Annotated in this window: 17 protein-coding genes; 12 read left to right on the forward strand and 5 right to left on the reverse strand. The window is 54.7% G+C overall.

Going from position 1 to position 13659, the window contains the following annotated elements; all coding sequences use genetic code 11:
- The first annotated feature begins 59 nt into the window (after positions 1–59).
- The 4 genes from rsmE to ruvX all read left to right on the forward strand — a co-directional run bounded on the left by rsmE (position 60) and on the right by ruvX (position 2906).
- Positions 60–791, forward strand: coding sequence for a 16S rRNA (uracil(1498)-N(3))-methyltransferase (gene rsmE / locus CSE01S_RS15605; protein WP_042290395.1), 732 nt, complete (start codon positions 60–62; stop codon positions 789–791).
- A gap of 12 nt (positions 792–803) precedes the next feature.
- A complete protein-coding gene (gshB, locus tag CSE01S_RS15610) occupies positions 804–1751 on the forward strand; it encodes a glutathione synthase (protein WP_042290397.1) in 948 nt (315 codons plus the stop codon).
- Positions 1752–1926: 175 nt separating this feature from the next.
- Positions 1927–2490: a YqgE/AlgH family protein gene (locus CSE01S_RS15615; protein WP_042290400.1), complete on the forward strand. Its 564-nt coding sequence runs from the start codon at positions 1927–1929 to the stop codon at positions 2488–2490.
- Positions 2490–2906, forward strand: coding sequence for a Holliday junction resolvase RuvX (gene ruvX / locus CSE01S_RS15620; RefSeq protein ID WP_042290401.1), 417 nt, complete (start codon positions 2490–2492; stop codon positions 2904–2906). The genes CSE01S_RS15615 and ruvX overlap by 1 nt, the downstream gene beginning before the upstream one ends.
- Before the next feature lie 33 nt (positions 2907–2939).
- On the opposite strand, the gene CSE01S_RS15625 is transcribed toward ruvX, so the two are convergent.
- Positions 2940–3920, reverse strand: a complete 981-nt coding sequence (locus CSE01S_RS15625; protein WP_042290403.1) for a type IV pilus twitching motility protein PilT — start codon at positions 3918–3920, stop codon at positions 2940–2942.
- 17 nt (positions 3921–3937) lie between these two features.
- Between CSE01S_RS15625 and CSE01S_RS15630 the strand changes: the two genes are divergently transcribed.
- The 8 genes from CSE01S_RS15630 to CSE01S_RS15665 all read left to right on the forward strand — a co-directional run bounded on the left by CSE01S_RS15630 (position 3938) and on the right by CSE01S_RS15665 (position 10389).
- A complete protein-coding gene (locus CSE01S_RS15630; protein ID WP_042290467.1) occupies positions 3938–4642 on the forward strand; it encodes a YggS family pyridoxal phosphate-dependent enzyme in 705 nt (234 codons plus the stop codon).
- Between the two features lie 18 nt (positions 4643–4660).
- Entirely contained in the window at positions 4661–5227 is a 567-nt protein-coding gene (locus CSE01S_RS15635) for a YggT family protein (RefSeq protein ID WP_042290404.1), read from the forward strand.
- The gene (gene yggU, locus CSE01S_RS15640; protein ID WP_042290406.1) at positions 5224–5514 is read left to right on the forward strand and encodes a DUF167 family protein YggU; all 291 of its coding nucleotides are present in this window, start codon (positions 5224–5226) and stop codon (positions 5512–5514) included. The genes CSE01S_RS15635 and yggU overlap by 4 nt, the downstream gene beginning before the upstream one ends.
- Before the next feature lie 7 nt (positions 5515–5521).
- Positions 5522–6115 carry an XTP/dITP diphosphatase gene (locus tag CSE01S_RS15645; RefSeq protein WP_042290409.1) on the forward strand — a complete coding sequence of 198 codons (594 nt, stop codon included), beginning with the start codon at positions 5522–5524 and terminating at the stop codon, positions 6113–6115.
- Positions 6108–7244, forward strand: a complete 1137-nt coding sequence (hemW, locus tag CSE01S_RS15650) for a radical SAM family heme chaperone HemW (protein ID WP_042290412.1) — start codon at positions 6108–6110, stop codon at positions 7242–7244. Before CSE01S_RS15645 ends, hemW begins: the two co-directional genes overlap by 8 nt.
- A 306-nt stretch (positions 7245–7550) precedes the next feature.
- Positions 7551–8537, forward strand: a complete 987-nt coding sequence (locus CSE01S_RS15655) for a TRAP transporter substrate-binding protein (protein WP_042290414.1) — start codon at positions 7551–7553, stop codon at positions 8535–8537.
- A 47-nt stretch (positions 8538–8584) separates the two neighbouring features.
- The gene (locus CSE01S_RS15660) at positions 8585–9088 is read left to right on the forward strand and encodes a TRAP transporter small permease (RefSeq protein ID WP_042290470.1); all 504 of its coding nucleotides are present in this window, start codon (positions 8585–8587) and stop codon (positions 9086–9088) included.
- The gene (locus CSE01S_RS15665) at positions 9088–10389 is read left to right on the forward strand and encodes a TRAP transporter large permease (protein WP_042290417.1); all 1302 of its coding nucleotides are present in this window, start codon (positions 9088–9090) and stop codon (positions 10387–10389) included. Before CSE01S_RS15660 ends, CSE01S_RS15665 begins: the two co-directional genes overlap by 1 nt.
- Positions 10390–10485: 96 nt before the next feature.
- On the opposite strand, the gene ansB is transcribed toward CSE01S_RS15665, so the two are convergent.
- The 4 genes from ansB to trmB all read right to left on the reverse strand — a co-directional run bounded on the left by ansB (position 10486) and on the right by trmB (position 13537).
- Complete coding sequence (gene ansB, locus CSE01S_RS15670) at positions 10486–11532, reverse strand: L-asparaginase 2 (protein WP_042290419.1); 1047 nt, start codon at positions 11530–11532, stop codon at positions 10486–10488.
- A gap of 189 nt (positions 11533–11721) precedes the next feature.
- A complete protein-coding gene (locus CSE01S_RS15675; protein ID WP_042290421.1) occupies positions 11722–12441 on the reverse strand; it encodes a YggN family protein in 720 nt (239 codons plus the stop codon).
- 50 nt (positions 12442–12491) lie between these two features.
- On the reverse strand, positions 12492–12818 hold the full coding sequence (locus tag CSE01S_RS15680; RefSeq protein WP_042290424.1) for a YggL family protein: 327 nt from the start codon (positions 12816–12818) through the stop codon (positions 12492–12494).
- On the reverse strand, positions 12818–13537 hold the full coding sequence (trmB, locus tag CSE01S_RS15685; protein WP_042290426.1) for a tRNA (guanosine(46)-N7)-methyltransferase TrmB: 720 nt from the start codon (positions 13535–13537) through the stop codon (positions 12818–12820). The genes CSE01S_RS15680 and trmB overlap by 1 nt, the downstream gene beginning before the upstream one ends.
- Positions 13538–13659: the final 122 nt, after the last annotated feature.

Consider the following 13659-nt stretch of genomic DNA (forward strand, 5'->3'; position numbering starts at 1 on the left):
GGATTCATATTAAACCTCCCCGCGCCAACGGGCGTGGGGCAAGACGCGGACTGTTAACCATGCGAATTCCCCGCATTTATCACCGTGAACCCATTATCGCTAACACGCAATTTTCATTGTGCGAAGATGCCGCGAATCATATCGGGCGCGTACTGCGGATGGGGCCGGGTCAGGCGCTGCAGCTGTTTGACGGCAGCAATCAGGTTTTTGACGCCGAAATTACCCATGCCAGTAAAAAGAGCGTGGAGGTAAAGGTTCTGCGCGGAGAAACAGACGATCGCGAATCGCCGTTACATATTCACCTTGGACAGGTGATGTCGCGCGGTGAAAAAATGGAATTCACCATCCAGAAATCGATCGAGCTTGGTGTAAGCCTCATTACGCCACTTTTTTCTGAGCGCTGCGGCGTTAAACTGGATAATGAACGTCTGAACAAGAAGCTGCAGCAGTGGCAAAAAATCGCCATCGCCGCCTGCGAACAGTGTGGCCGCAACCGGGTGCCGGAAATCCGCCCGGCGATGGACCTGGAAGCCTGGTGCGCGGAACAGGAAGAAGGGTTAAAACTGAACCTTCATCCCCGCGCCAGCAACAGTATTAATACGCTGCCGCTGCCGGTTGAACGCGTTCGTCTGCTGATTGGCCCGGAAGGCGGGCTGTCGGCAGATGAAATCGCCATGACCGCACGCTACCAGTTTACTGATATTCTGTTAGGACCTCGCGTTCTGCGTACTGAGACAACTGCGCTCACCGCCATCACCGCGCTGCAGGTGCGTTTTGGCGATCTGGGCTAACGGAGAAGAATAATGATCAAGCTCGGCATCGTGATGGACCCCATCGCAAGCATCAACATCAAGAAAGACTCCAGCTTCGCTATGCTGCTGGAAGCGCAACGTCGTGGTTACGAACTTCATTATATGGAGATGGCCGATCTTTATTTGATCAATGGTGAAGCCCGCGCGCATACGCGCACGCTGAGCGTCGAGCAGAACTACGACAAATGGTATGACTTTACCGGCGAGCAGGATCTGGCGCTGGCGGATCTCGACGTGATTCTGATGCGTAAAGATCCGCCGTTTGATACCGAATTTATTTACGCCACCTACATTCTGGAGCGCGCCGAAGAGAAAGGTACACTGATCGTGAACAAACCGCAGAGTCTGCGCGACTGTAATGAAAAACTGTTCACCGCCTGGTTCTCTGACCTGACGCCGGAAACGCTGGTCACCCGCAACAAAGCACAGTTGAAAGCCTTCTGGCAAAAACACAGCGACATTATTCTTAAGCCGCTGGACGGCATGGGCGGCGCGTCCATTTTCCGGGTGAAAGAGGGAGATCCGAACCTCGGAGTGATTGCCGAGACCCTGACCGAGCATGGCACCCGTTACTGCATGGCGCAGAACTATCTGCCGGCGATTGTCGATGGCGATAAGCGCGTGCTGGTGGTGGATGGCGAGCCGGTGCCGTACTGCCTGGCGCGTATCCCGCAGGGCGGCGAAACCCGTGGCAACCTCGCCGCGGGCGGTCGTGGCGAACCGCGTCCATTAACCGACAGCGACTGGGAAATCGCGCGCCGCATTGGGCCAACGCTGAAAGCTAAAGGGCTGATTTTTGTCGGTCTGGACATCATTGGCGATCGCCTGACCGAGATTAACGTCACCAGCCCGACCTGTATTCGCGAGATTGAAGCGGAGTTCCCCGTCTCCATTACCGGCATGCTGATGGACGCCATCGAAGCGCGCCTTGCCAGGTAAAATCTGACGCCGGACGCGACGCCTGGTCGTCGTGTCCGGCTGACATTTTGCGTCCCTGTTCGCCAGATAAAGCGAAGCCCCATCCGGCAACGCGTTTCTAAGAGTGACAATTTAACGCTTTCCACACATACTGACCCCTGTTGATTTTTTAAACCAGGACACAGAACCTCTGACAATGAATTTACAGCATCACTTTCTTATTGCCATGCCTGCTCTCCAGGATCCGATTTTCCGCCGCTCTGTGGTCTATATTTGCGAACATAATGAAGATGGCGCAATGGGGATTATTGTTAACAAACCGCTGGAAAACTTGCAGATTGAAGGAATTCTGGAAAAGCTGAAAATCACCCCGGAACCGCGCGATCCGGCTATTCGCCTGGATAAAGCGGTGATGCTCGGCGGCCCGCTGGCGGAAGATCGCGGGTTTATCCTGCACACCCCTCCGTCGCGTTTTTCATCAAGCATTCGCATTTCCGATAACACGGTCATTACCACTTCCCGTGACGTACTGGAAACCTTAGGCACCCGCGAACAACCCTCTGAAGTGCTGGTCGCGCTGGGCTACGCGTCGTGGGATAAAGGCCAACTGGAGCAAGAGTTGCTGGATAACGCCTGGCTGACCGCACCCGCCGATCTCAATATTCTGTTCAAAACGCCGATAGCCGACCGCTGGCGCGACGCTGCCAGACTGATTGGCATCGACATTCAGACCATGCCCGGCGTGGCGGGGCATGCCTGATGAGCGGAACGTTACTGGCCTTTGATTTTGGCACCAAAAGTATCGGCGTGGCGATTGGTCAACGCGTCACCGGCACCGCCCGCCCGCTTCCGGCCATTAAAGCGCAGGACGGCACGCCGGACTGGCTACTCGTCGAACGCCTGCTCAAAGAGTGGCAGCCGGATGAAATCATCGTTGGCTTGCCGCTAAACATGGACGGCACCGAGCAACCGCTCACTGCCCGCGCGCGCAAATTTGCTAACCGCATCCATGGTCGATTTGGCGTGACGGTAACGCTGCATGACGAACGCCTGAGCACCGTTGAAGCACGGTCTGGCCTGTTTGAGCAAGGCGGCTATCGTGCGCTCAACAAAGGTAAGATTGACTCCGCTTCTGCAGTCATCATTCTCGAAAGCTATTTCGAGCAGGGTTATTGAGGCGCCCTCTGCGTTGACACGCCGCTTAGCTGGCTACACTCGCCCCTGCGCCTGACGCTGCTGCCAACTCTGGGCAAAGGTCATCATTCCTGCCTGCTGTCCGGTCTGAATGACATGGGGTAGTTGGTACGTTTTGCCCTCACGAATTAAATTTCCCGTCGCTGGGGTGTTGATCAGCAATTCAAACAGCGCAACGCGCCCTTCCTGCTTGTCGGGCTCCAGCTTTTGCGACAGAACGGCGCGCAGACTGCCCGCCAGTTGGCTGCGCACCGGCTCTTTTTCCTGCGCCGGAAAGGTATCCACCAGCCGCTCGACGGCCTGCGCCGCGCCGCGGGTATGTAGCGTCGCCAATACCAGATGCCCGGTTTCCGCCGCCGTCAGCGCCAGGCGGATGGTCTCGCTGTCCCGCAGTTCCCCGAGCAGAATAACGTCTGGGTCTTCCCGCAGCGCCGCGCGTAATCCCGCGGCAAACGATGAGCAATGCATACCGATCTCACGCTGTTGAATCAGGCAGCGTTGGCTGGCGTAAATGTACTCAATGGGATCTTCCAGCGTCAGAATATGTCCGTCGGTATGGCGGTTGAGCCAGTCCACCATTGCCGCCAGGGTGGTGGATTTACCGCTGCCCGTCGCTCCGGTCACCAGTATCAGTCCGTTCTCGCTGGCAAGCAGTTCAGGCAGTGCCGCAGGCGTCGCCAGCGCTTCCAGGGTGGCACAACGGGAGGGCAACAAGCGCAGCGCCAGCGATATCCCCCGCTGTTGACGAAAGGCGCTGGCCCGCAAGCGCTGGTTACCCGTAAGCGTGACGGCGAAATCAAGCTGCCCTTCCTGCTGAAACACCGCCTGCTGTCGCGCATCAAGCCATTGCGCCAACAGGCTGTCCATATCCGGTATAGGGAATGGCGCCGCCTCAAGCCGTCCTCGCTTGCGCCATCGCGCCGGCCACGCATTGCTTAGGTGTAGATCCGAGACATTATGCTTTACACTAAGGGCCACAATTTCTTCCATATTCATAGATGCATCCTCGGAAAATGAACGATATCGCGCATAACCTGGCACAGGTCCGGGACAAAATCTCAGCCGCCGCATCGCGTTGCGGTCGCGCTTCAGAAGAAGTTACGTTGCTTGCAGTCAGTAAAACCAAACCTGCGAGCGCCATCGAAGAAGCCATCGCTGCCGGACAGCGTGCATTTGGCGAAAATTACGTGCAGGAAGGGGTGGAGAAAATCCGCCATTTTCAGGCGCAAGGCGTTGAAGGCCTGCAATGGCACTTTATCGGCCCGCTACAGTCCAATAAAAGCCGTCTGGTGGCGGAGCATTTTGACTGGTGCCATACCATTGACCGTCTGCGCATCGCCGCGCGTCTGAGCGAGCAACGTCCGGCTGAACTTCCTCCACTTAACGTGCTGATTCAAATCAATATTAGTGATGAGAACAGCAAGTCCGGGATTTCGCTGGAGGCCCTGGATGCGCTTGCTGCGGAGGTCGTTGAATTACCCCATCTTCGCCTGCGTGGTCTGATGGCGATTCCGGCGCCAGAGTCAGATTATGTAAGGCAGTTTGAAGTCGCACGCCAAATGGCTGTAGCATTTGCCGGGCTGCAAGCGCGCTATCCTGACGTCGACACGCTGTCACTGGGCATGTCGGACGATATGGATGCCGCTATCGCCGCCGGTAGTACGATGGTCCGTATCGGCACCGCCATCTTTGGCGCCCGGGATTACACAAAAAATTAAGGAAAACTGAGGAACGCGATGAATACGTTGACCTTCCTGCTCTCAACGGTAATTGAGCTGTACACCATGGTGCTGTTGTTGCGCGTGTGGATGCAGTGGGCTCGCTGCGATTTTTACAACCCTTTCTCCCAGTTCGTGGTGAAAGTCACGCAGCCGATTATTGGCCCCTTGCGCCGCATCATTCCACCGATGGGCCCTATCGACAGCGCCTCTTTGCTGGTGGCGTTTATCCTCAGCTTTATCAAAGCGATCGTGCTGTTTAAGGTGGTGACCTTCCTGCCGATTATCTGGATTGCCGCGCTGCTGATCGTGCTGAAGACTATCGGTCTGCTGATTTTCTGGGTGCTGCTGGTGATGGCGATTATGAGTTGGGTCAGCCAGGGCCGCAGCCCGATCGAATTCGTGCTGATGCAGTTGGCCGACCCGCTGCTGCGCCCGATACGCCGCATTTTGCCCGGTATGGGCGGTATTGATTTCTCCCCGATGATCCTTGTTCTGCTGCTGTATGTGATCAACATGGGGATTGGCGAGCTGTTACAGGCCACCGGAAACATGCTGCTGCCGGGGCTGTGGATGGCGCTATGAGTGCCGTAACGCGCTGCGAAGACGGTCTGGTTTTACGGTTGTATATTCAGCCGAAAGCCAGCCGTGACAGCATTGTCGGTTTACACGGCGACGAACTGAAAGTCGCCATTACCGCTCCGCCGGTAGACGGCCAGGCGAACAGCCATCTGGTGAAGTTTCTCGGCAAGCAGTTCCGCGTGGCGAAAAGCCAGGTCATTATTGAAAAGGGCGAACTTGGCCGCCATAAACAGGTTAAAATTCTTCATCCGCAACAGATCCCGCCCGAAGTCTCGGCGTTAACAGATTAGGTATCCTATGCAAAAAGTTGTCCTCGCTACCGGCAATGCCGGTAAAGTGCGTGAGCTTGCATCGCTGCTGAGCGATTTCGGGCTTGAAGTCGTGGCGCAAACGGCACTCGGCGTCGATTCCGCCGAAGAGACCGGCCTGACTTTCATTGAAAATGCGATCCTGAAAGCGCGCCATGCGGCTCAGGTTACCGGTTTACCGGCGATTGCCGACGACTCCGGTCTGGCGGTTGACGCGCTGGGCGGCGCGCCGGGGATCTACTCCGCGCGCTACGCCGGTGAGGACGCCACTGACCAGCAGAATCTGGAAAAGCTGTTGCACACCATGCAGGACATTCCGGACGATAAACGCCAGGCGCGTTTCCACTGTGTGCTGGTTTATCTGCGCCACGCGAACGATCCGACCCCATTGGTCTGCCACGGCAGTTGGCCGGGCGTTATCACACGCGAAGCGGCAGGTAGCGGCGGCTTTGGCTACGACCCCATTTTCTTTGTCCCTTCGGAAGGCAAAACCGCGGCTGAACTGACCCGCGAAGAAAAAATCGCGATTTCCCACCGTGGACAGGCGCTGAAGCTGTTACTGGAAGCCTTGCGTAATGGTTAAGCTACCGCCGCTGAGTCTTTATATTCACATTCCGTGGTGCGTGCAGAAATGCCCGTACTGCGACTTTAATTCGCATGCGTTAAAGGGCGAAGTGCCGCACGACGATTACGTTCAGCACCTGCTGAGCGATCTGGATGCGGACGTCGCATACGCACAGGGGCGTGAAGTAAAGACCCTTTTCATTGGCGGCGGTACGCCGAGTTTGCTTTCCGGCCCGGCGATGCAAACGCTGCTCGATGGCGTGCGAGCGCGCCTGAATCTGGCCGCCGATGCGGAAATCACCATGGAAGCGAATCCCGGAACGGTAGAGGCCGATCGCTTCGTCGACTATCAACGCGCTGGCGTTAACCGTATCTCCATCGGCGTACAGAGCTTTAGTGAGCCGAAGCTGAAACGGCTTGGGCGTATTCACGGCCCGGAAGAAGCGCTACGTGCGGCGAATCTGGCCTGCGGGCTGGGTCTGCGCAGTTTTAACCTTGATCTGATGCACGGCCTGCCGGACCAGACGCTGGAAGAGGCGCTTGGCGATCTGAAACAGGCGATTGCGCTTAATCCACCGCATCTTTCCTGGTATCAGCTGACCATTGAACCGAACACGCTGTTTGGCTCACGCCCACCGGTACTGCCGGATGACGATGCGCTGTGGGATATTTTCGAACAAGGACACCAGTTGCTGACCGCCGCCGGTTATCAGCAATACGAAACCTCTGCCTATGCCAGACCGGGCTATCAGTGCCAGCACAACCTGAACTACTGGCGCTTTGGCGACTATCTGGGGATTGGCTGCGGCGCACACGGCAAAGTCACCTTCCCGGACGGCAGGATCTTGCGCACCACGAAAACCCGTCATCCGCGCGGCTATATGCAAGGACGGTATCTGGAAAGCCAGCGTGATGTGGCGCAAGCGGACAAACCGTTCGAATTCTTTATGAACCGCTTCCGTTTGCTGGAAGCCGCGCCCCGTCGCGAATTCAGCGAATACACCGGCCTGAGCGAAACGACGATTCGCCGGCAAATCGACGACGCGAAAGCGCAGGGTTATCTGACCGAAAGCGAAGAATACTGGCAGATCACTCAGCACGGTAAACTGTTTCTCAACTCTCTCCTCGAACTATTTCTTGCCGAATAAATAGCGCGCGCCTTTTTAAAGGCGCCCATTCCTCCGACCAATAAATTCGATAAAACCGAACGGTAAGCGCGGTATTTCCACATAATATTCTTCTTCATTATTTTTATTGAAATAAAAAAACCCTGCACTGCGAAAAATATATCCAACATGGCGCACAAAACAGATACAAACTCCTTTCGGCTGACGCATTAGTGATTAAGATGGCGCACAGATGTACGACAACTATGTCAATCTATCATACAGAAATTAAATTACTGACAGCAGATATAAACCACTATCTTCCCTCTGGAGCATGGAGCCTACCTTATGAAGATCAGATCGTTTTCTCGTTCATTATTATGCGCTTCCCTTCTTGCACTATTGAGCGCCGGCGCCAGCGCGGCGGAAAAAGTGACGCTAAAACTGGCGCACAATCTCGAGCGTAGCCATGTCGTCCATCAGGCGTTTGAAGAGCTGGCAAAAGAGGTGAAACAACTTTCTGACGGTAAAATGACGGTGCGTATTTACCCCAGCAGCCAAATGGGCAATGCCCGCGAAACAATGGAACTGCTACAAAATGGCGCGCTGGATATGACAAAAGGTTCCGCCAGCGATCTGGAATCTTTTGATAACGTCTACGCAATTTATAATTTGCCTTTCTTATTTAAAGATCAGAATCATTTCAATAAAGTGGTATTTGGCGAAGTCGGTAAAGAAATTATGGATTCCACTAAAGACAAAGGATTCTTTGCCCTTTCCGCCTATGTTGCCGGTACGCGTAGCTTTTACGCCAAAAAACCCATTACCCGGCCTGAAGACCTGAAAGGTTTAAAAATCCGCGTTCAGGCCAGCCCGACGACCATTAAAATGATCGAGCTGATGGGCGGTTCGCCCACGCCCATCTCCTTTGGGGAAGTTTATACCGCCATGCAACAAGGGGTGGTAGATGGCGCGGAGAACAACGTGCCTTCCTGGGTACAGACGCGTCACATTGAAATCGCCAAAGTGTTTTCTGAGGACGAGCATGCCTCTATTCCTGATTTTCTGGTGATCTCAACGAAAACCTGGGACAAGCTCACGCCTGAACAGCAGCAGATCCTGAGTACCGCAGCGAAAAACTCTGAAGCTCATCAGCAAAAACTGTGGGACAAGATCGACGCCGATACCCGCGCGCAAGCGAAAGCCATGGGCGGCGAAATCATAAAAGTCGAGAAAGCCCCGTTCCGTGCAGCGGTACAGCCCCTGTTTGATGACTTCAAGAAAGATTCCAGGCAAGCCGCGCTGCTGGAAAAATTTGAAAACGCCGCGCAATAACCACTCTTCCGGGCCAGCCGCAGGCCCGGCACACCGGGATTTTAATGATGATATTTAACCGCCTAAAACTTGCGGTAGACCGCGTCATTGCCGCATTTTCCGTCATCGTCATGATTGCGCTGGTGATCTGCGTGGTCTGGCAGGTTTTTAGCCGCTATGTGCTCAACCAGCCCAGCACGTTAACCGATGAACTGGCGCGCTTTTTAATGATTTGGGTTGGCCTGTTGGGCGCGGCCTATACGGTCGGCGCACAGCGCCACCTGTCAATTGACCTGCTGGCGATGTCGCTCGACAAACGCAAGCAGGCCCTGCTTAGTCTGCTGATCAACGTGATGATTTTCGGCTTCGCCGGATCCGTCATCGTTACCGGTGGCCTGAAGCTGATCGAGAAAACGCTGGCGACAGCGCAGGTGTCTGCGGCGATGCAGATCCCGATGGGCTACGTGTACTTTATCCTGCCGCTGTGCGGCGTGGTGATGATGTTCTATGCCCTGTGCTTTATTTATCAAAGCCTTCAACAACTGAAAAACGGTACGCAGGGAGTCGTCTGATGGACAGTTATATCGCTCTCACCCTCTTTGGCTGCTTCTTTATTCTGGTCTTTATTGGCGTTCCGATTTCCTTTTCCATCGGCATTGCCACCGTCGCCTCGATGCTGTTGATGTTCCCGTGGGATATCGCCGTTATCACTGTTTCACAGCGACTGGCAAACGGCCTGGATAACTTTGCGCTGCTGGCCATTCCCTTCTTTATTTTCGCCGGTACGCTGATGAACAGCGGTGGCATCGCCATCCGCCTGATCAATCTGGCGCAGGTGATGGTGGGCCGGGTACCGGGATCGCTTGGCCATGTCAACGTACTGGCCAACATGATGTTTGGCTCCATTTCGGGTTCGGCGGTAGCCGCTGCCGCCGCAGTGGGCGGTACGCTTAACCCGATCCAGACAAAACAAGGTTACGATCCCACGTTTTCCACCGCGGTGAACGTCTCCTCCTGTATCACCGGACTGTTGATCCCACCTTCCAATGTGCTGATCGTCTTTTCACTTACCGCAGGCGGCGTTTCGGTGGCCTCGCTGTTTATGGCGGGTTATTTGCCGGGCATTCTGATGGGACTGGCGATCATGGTGGTCTGCGCGATCATCGCCAAACGCCGCCATTATCCGCTTTCAGAACGCCCAACCTGCGCTCAGGCCTTCAGGGCATTGATAGACGCTCTGCCCAGCCTGTTGCTGGTGATTATCGTTATGGGCGGCATTCTCGGCGGGATTTTTACCGCGACGGAAGCCTCTGCCATTGCGGTGGTGTATACCTTTATCCTGTCGGTGCTGATTTATCGTGAAGTGAAATGGCGTGACCTGCCGAAGCTGATTCTGGAGTCAGTGGTGACGACCTCGATCGTCCTGCTCCTGATTGGCTTCTCGGTCGGGATGTCATGGGCGATGACCAACGCGGACATTCCGTACATGATCAGCGACACGCTGATGGGCATTTCGGACAATCCGATCATCATTCTGCTGTTAATCAATATCGTGTTGCTGATCGTCGGTATCTTTATGGATATGACGCCTGCCGTACTGATCTTCACGCCCATCTTCCTGCCTATCGCGCAGGAGCTGGGAATGGATCCGGTTCATTTCGGTATTATGATGGTTTCCAACCTCTGTATCGGGTTGCTTACGCCACCGGTGGGAAGCGCGCTGTTTGTCGGCTGTTCCATTTCCGGCGTGAAGATTCAGCAGCTGATTCGGCCACTGCTGCCGTTTTACGCCGCGCTGCTGATCGCGCTGATGATGATCGTCTACATCCCGCAAATTTCGCTGTTCGTGCCGCAACTGCTGGGTTTAATGTAAACACGAAAAGCCGGGTGAGGCAGGACCTTCACCCGGCAAGCGCCTGATGGCGCTACGCTTCTCTGGGCTACAACGACACGTAGCCGCCCTGCGCTATTAGTACTGATTAAACATCGTCTGGATTTGCTTCGGATCTTTAGTCTGGGTTAACGCCAGTTGCAGCAGCACGCGCGCTTTCTGCGGGTTCAGCGTACCGGAAGCCACAAAACCGTACTTCGCGTCGTCGATTTCTGCATCCTGAGTGGTAGAACCGGTCGGAACGCGAGAAGAACGCACCACTACCGTACCTTTATGCGCCGCCGTCGCCAGGGTATCGAAAACCGTTTTATACAGGTTGCCGTTACCCACGCCCGCGCTCACAATCCCTTCATAACCGGCATCCACCAGCGCTTTAGCCGGCAGATCAGAAGCGTTGGCGTAATTATACACAATGCCTACTTTCGGCAGTTCGCTCAGCTTAGAGACGTCGAATGGGGTAGATGTCGTGTGCTTACGCGCCGGGGTGCGCTGATAGTCAATTTTACCGTTGTGAATGTAGCCCAGCGGCCCGTAGTTAACGGACTTAAAGGTGGCGACATCGGTGGTGTTAGTCTTGGTCACGTCACGCCCGTCAAGCACAGTATCGTTCATCACCACCAGCACGCCACGGTTAGCGGAGGCTTTGTCTGCCGCCGTTACGACCGCATTATAAAGGTTGAACGGACCGTCGGCGCTCATCGACGTGGATGGACGCATCGCCCCCACCAGCACCACCGGCTTGTTGCATTTCACGGTAAGATCGAGGAAATAGGCCGTTTCTTCCATGGTGTCGGTACCGTGGGTGATCACGAAACCATCGGTGCTGTCGCATTCGTTATTGATTTTCTTCGCCAGGGTTAACCAGACCTCGTCGTTCATATCCTGCGAGCCGATATTCACCACCTGTTCGCCTTTGACGTTCGCGATCTCCTTCAACTGAGGTACCGCGTTCACCAGGTTTTCCACACCGACTTTGCCCGCTGTGTAGTTAGATTTGGTGGCGGAATCACCGCCGCCAGCAATGGTGCCACCGGTCGCTAAAATAGTGACGTTCGGTAAGGCCAGCGCCGCGCCGCTAAAGCCCATCACCAGTGCGGCAAGTGCCGTTTTCCTGAAAAACTCCATGTTATTTCTCCAGTTACGTGAATTTGCCGCATTATCCCAATGCCACAGATGAATAATGTGATTTCATCCAATTAACCAGATAAATATATTTTTCAGATTGTTAAATTTAGAGGTGGCTATCAAAACGAAGCGGAAAGGGAAGATAAAACGGCACAGAGACGATCTGTGCCATTGTTTTTTAAGAAAGAATTATTTCAGGCTGCTGACCAGCGCCTTGCGGTTGTCTTCCAGGGTGACCACACGGCTACAAACATCTTTGCCGAACTGCTGGAAGTCTTTTTCCTGATTCTTCCATTCATTCTGGATGGCGGTTTGCAAACCACCGAGGCTGCCGAGTACGCCCTGGAGCGGATTACCGCCGCCTTTGAGCACGGCTTTCGCCCCCATCTCGTTAATGCTGTCCTGCAAAATGCCGCCCATCGCCTGGTTCACCAGTTGTTGACCGTCGGCGCGCACTTGATCAATCGCTTTATAGTGGAACGTCAGACCGTCGGTACGGTGCTCAATGATCCGGTTCATTTGCTCTTTAAGTTGAGCATCAAGTTTGGTCAGGCGACCGCGCATGTTGCTGCTCTCGCCGACTTCTTTAGCGATAATGTTGTCCAGCGCGACGCGGCCTTTTTCCACGCGTGAGCGGGCGCCTTCATCAATCCACGGCAGGGTGCTGCGCAGCGCCGCCTGATAATCTTTCGCCTGTTCGCGTTGCGCCGCGCTCAGGGAGTATTGCTTGCCGTTGTACATCACATTGCCGTCCGGCGTGATGACCAGATTGCCGTTTTCGCCCTTCACTTGCACAGTTTGCGGGCTAAGAATCACATCGTCACGCGGCGTGACGCTGCACTGGTAATCTGCATGGGCGGACATCGCAGTAACAGAAAGCGCTGCCGCCAGCAGCATTTTGCGCATCATAACTTTCCCTCAAGACAAATCGGGCCGGCATTTGCCGACCCTTTGCTTTATTAGTCCCACCAAACGTCAAAAAGTTCGCTGGTGCGCACTTCTTCAAGTTTGTGATCTTCTAACCATTTACGCACGATGGTCTGGTGCTCTTCTGTGCATTTGCCGATTTCCTGCATGCAGATCAGACCTTCCCAGGCCAGATAACCGCTGCCGTCAAAGGCCAGTTTGTTCGGTTCGATCACGTCGTTGATAAAGTCATCAACGGTTTTATCAATCTGATCTTCAGAAGTGCCTTCCGGGAAACGCCATGCAACCGAAAACCCTAATTCCTGGAATTCGTCGATGTGCATTTTTTTACGCAGACGACGGCTACGGTTCTTTGCCATTATTTCACCCTCTCGAACATTAAGTCCCATACGCCGTGACCAAGACGATGGCCACGTTGTTCAAATTTGGTTACCGGGCGCGAGGCCGGGCGCGGTACGTAATCGTGACTCTCCGACAGGTTTTTATAGCCGTCAATTGAAGACATCACTTCCAGCATATGTTCCGCATAGGCTTCCCAGTCGGTCGCCATGTGGAACACGCCGCCCAGCTTCAGCTTGCTTTTCACCAGTTCAGCAAACGGCACCTGAACGATACGGCGTTTATTATGACGTGCTTTATGCCACGGGTCAGGGAAAAAGAGTTGAACCATCGATAAAGAATTGTCAGGAATCATTTTGTGCAGTACTTCAACGGCGTCGTGACACATCACGCGCAGGTTTTCGACGCCTTCTTCATGGGCGGAAGCCAGACACGCCCCCACGCCCGGCGAATGCACTTCAATACCGAGGAAGTTTTGCTCCGGGCGCGCTTTCGCCATCGCCACCAGCGAAGCCCCCATGCCGAAACCAATCTCAAGCGTCACCGGCGCTTCGCGGCCAAACAGCGTCGCGAATTCCACGGGATCTTCGCTAAACTCAACGCCCATCACCGGCCAGTAGTTTTCCAGCGCGTGTTCCTGCCCTTTGGTCAGTCGCCCCTGGCGACGCACAAAACTGCGAATCCGGCGCAGCGGGCGGCCGTTTTCATCAAATTCCGGTGAAATGACGTCGTTTTTCATAAAAGTTAAGTCTGCTTGTGATTGAGTTCTGAAAACGGGCATTATCCAAAGTTAGTTGCCGGATGCAAGTAAAGGAAGATGACACGCTGCGGAAAGTTCCGGTTTACACCCTGTTGCCGCTG

Origin of the sequence: Citrobacter sedlakii NBRC 105722 (genome assembly GCF_000759835.1) — a bacterium.
Taxonomy (GTDB): Bacteria; Pseudomonadota; Gammaproteobacteria; order Enterobacterales; family Enterobacteriaceae; genus Citrobacter_A; species Citrobacter_A sedlakii.

Coding starts and splice junctions, on each gene's coding strand:
- hemW (WP_042290412.1), top strand. CDS start 6,108: ATGGTTAAGCTACCGCCGCTGAGTCTTTATATTCACATTCCGTGGTGC.
- CSE01S_RS15665 (WP_042290417.1), top strand. CDS start 9,088: ATGGACAGTTATATCGCTCTCACCCTCTTTGGCTGCTTCTTTATTCTG.
- CSE01S_RS15655 (WP_042290414.1), top strand. CDS start 7,551: ATGAAGATCAGATCGTTTTCTCGTTCATTATTATGCGCTTCCCTTCTT.
- trmB (WP_042290426.1), bottom strand. CDS start 13,537: ATGAAAAACGACGTCATTTCACCGGAATTTGATGAAAACGGCCGCCCG.
- rsmE (WP_042290395.1), top strand. CDS start 60: ATGCGAATTCCCCGCATTTATCACCGTGAACCCATTATCGCTAACACG.
- CSE01S_RS15630 (WP_042290467.1), top strand. CDS start 3,938: ATGAACGATATCGCGCATAACCTGGCACAGGTCCGGGACAAAATCTCA.
- CSE01S_RS15675 (WP_042290421.1), bottom strand. CDS start 12,441: ATGATGCGCAAAATGCTGCTGGCGGCAGCGCTTTCTGTTACTGCGATG.
- CSE01S_RS15680 (WP_042290424.1), bottom strand. CDS start 12,818: ATGGCAAAGAACCGTAGCCGTCGTCTGCGTAAAAAAATGCACATCGAC.
- CSE01S_RS15645 (WP_042290409.1), top strand. CDS start 5,522: ATGCAAAAAGTTGTCCTCGCTACCGGCAATGCCGGTAAAGTGCGTGAG.
- yggU (WP_042290406.1), top strand. CDS start 5,224: ATGAGTGCCGTAACGCGCTGCGAAGACGGTCTGGTTTTACGGTTGTAT.
- ansB (WP_042290419.1), bottom strand. CDS start 11,532: ATGGAGTTTTTCAGGAAAACGGCACTTGCCGCACTGGTGATGGGCTTT.
- CSE01S_RS15660 (WP_042290470.1), top strand. CDS start 8,585: ATGATATTTAACCGCCTAAAACTTGCGGTAGACCGCGTCATTGCCGCA.
- CSE01S_RS15615 (WP_042290400.1), top strand. CDS start 1,927: ATGAATTTACAGCATCACTTTCTTATTGCCATGCCTGCTCTCCAGGAT.
- CSE01S_RS15625 (WP_042290403.1), bottom strand. CDS start 3,920: ATGAATATGGAAGAAATTGTGGCCCTTAGTGTAAAGCATAATGTCTCG.
- gshB (WP_042290397.1), top strand. CDS start 804: ATGATCAAGCTCGGCATCGTGATGGACCCCATCGCAAGCATCAACATC.
- CSE01S_RS15635 (WP_042290404.1), top strand. CDS start 4,661: ATGAATACGTTGACCTTCCTGCTCTCAACGGTAATTGAGCTGTACACC.
- ruvX (WP_042290401.1), top strand. CDS start 2,490: ATGAGCGGAACGTTACTGGCCTTTGATTTTGGCACCAAAAGTATCGGC.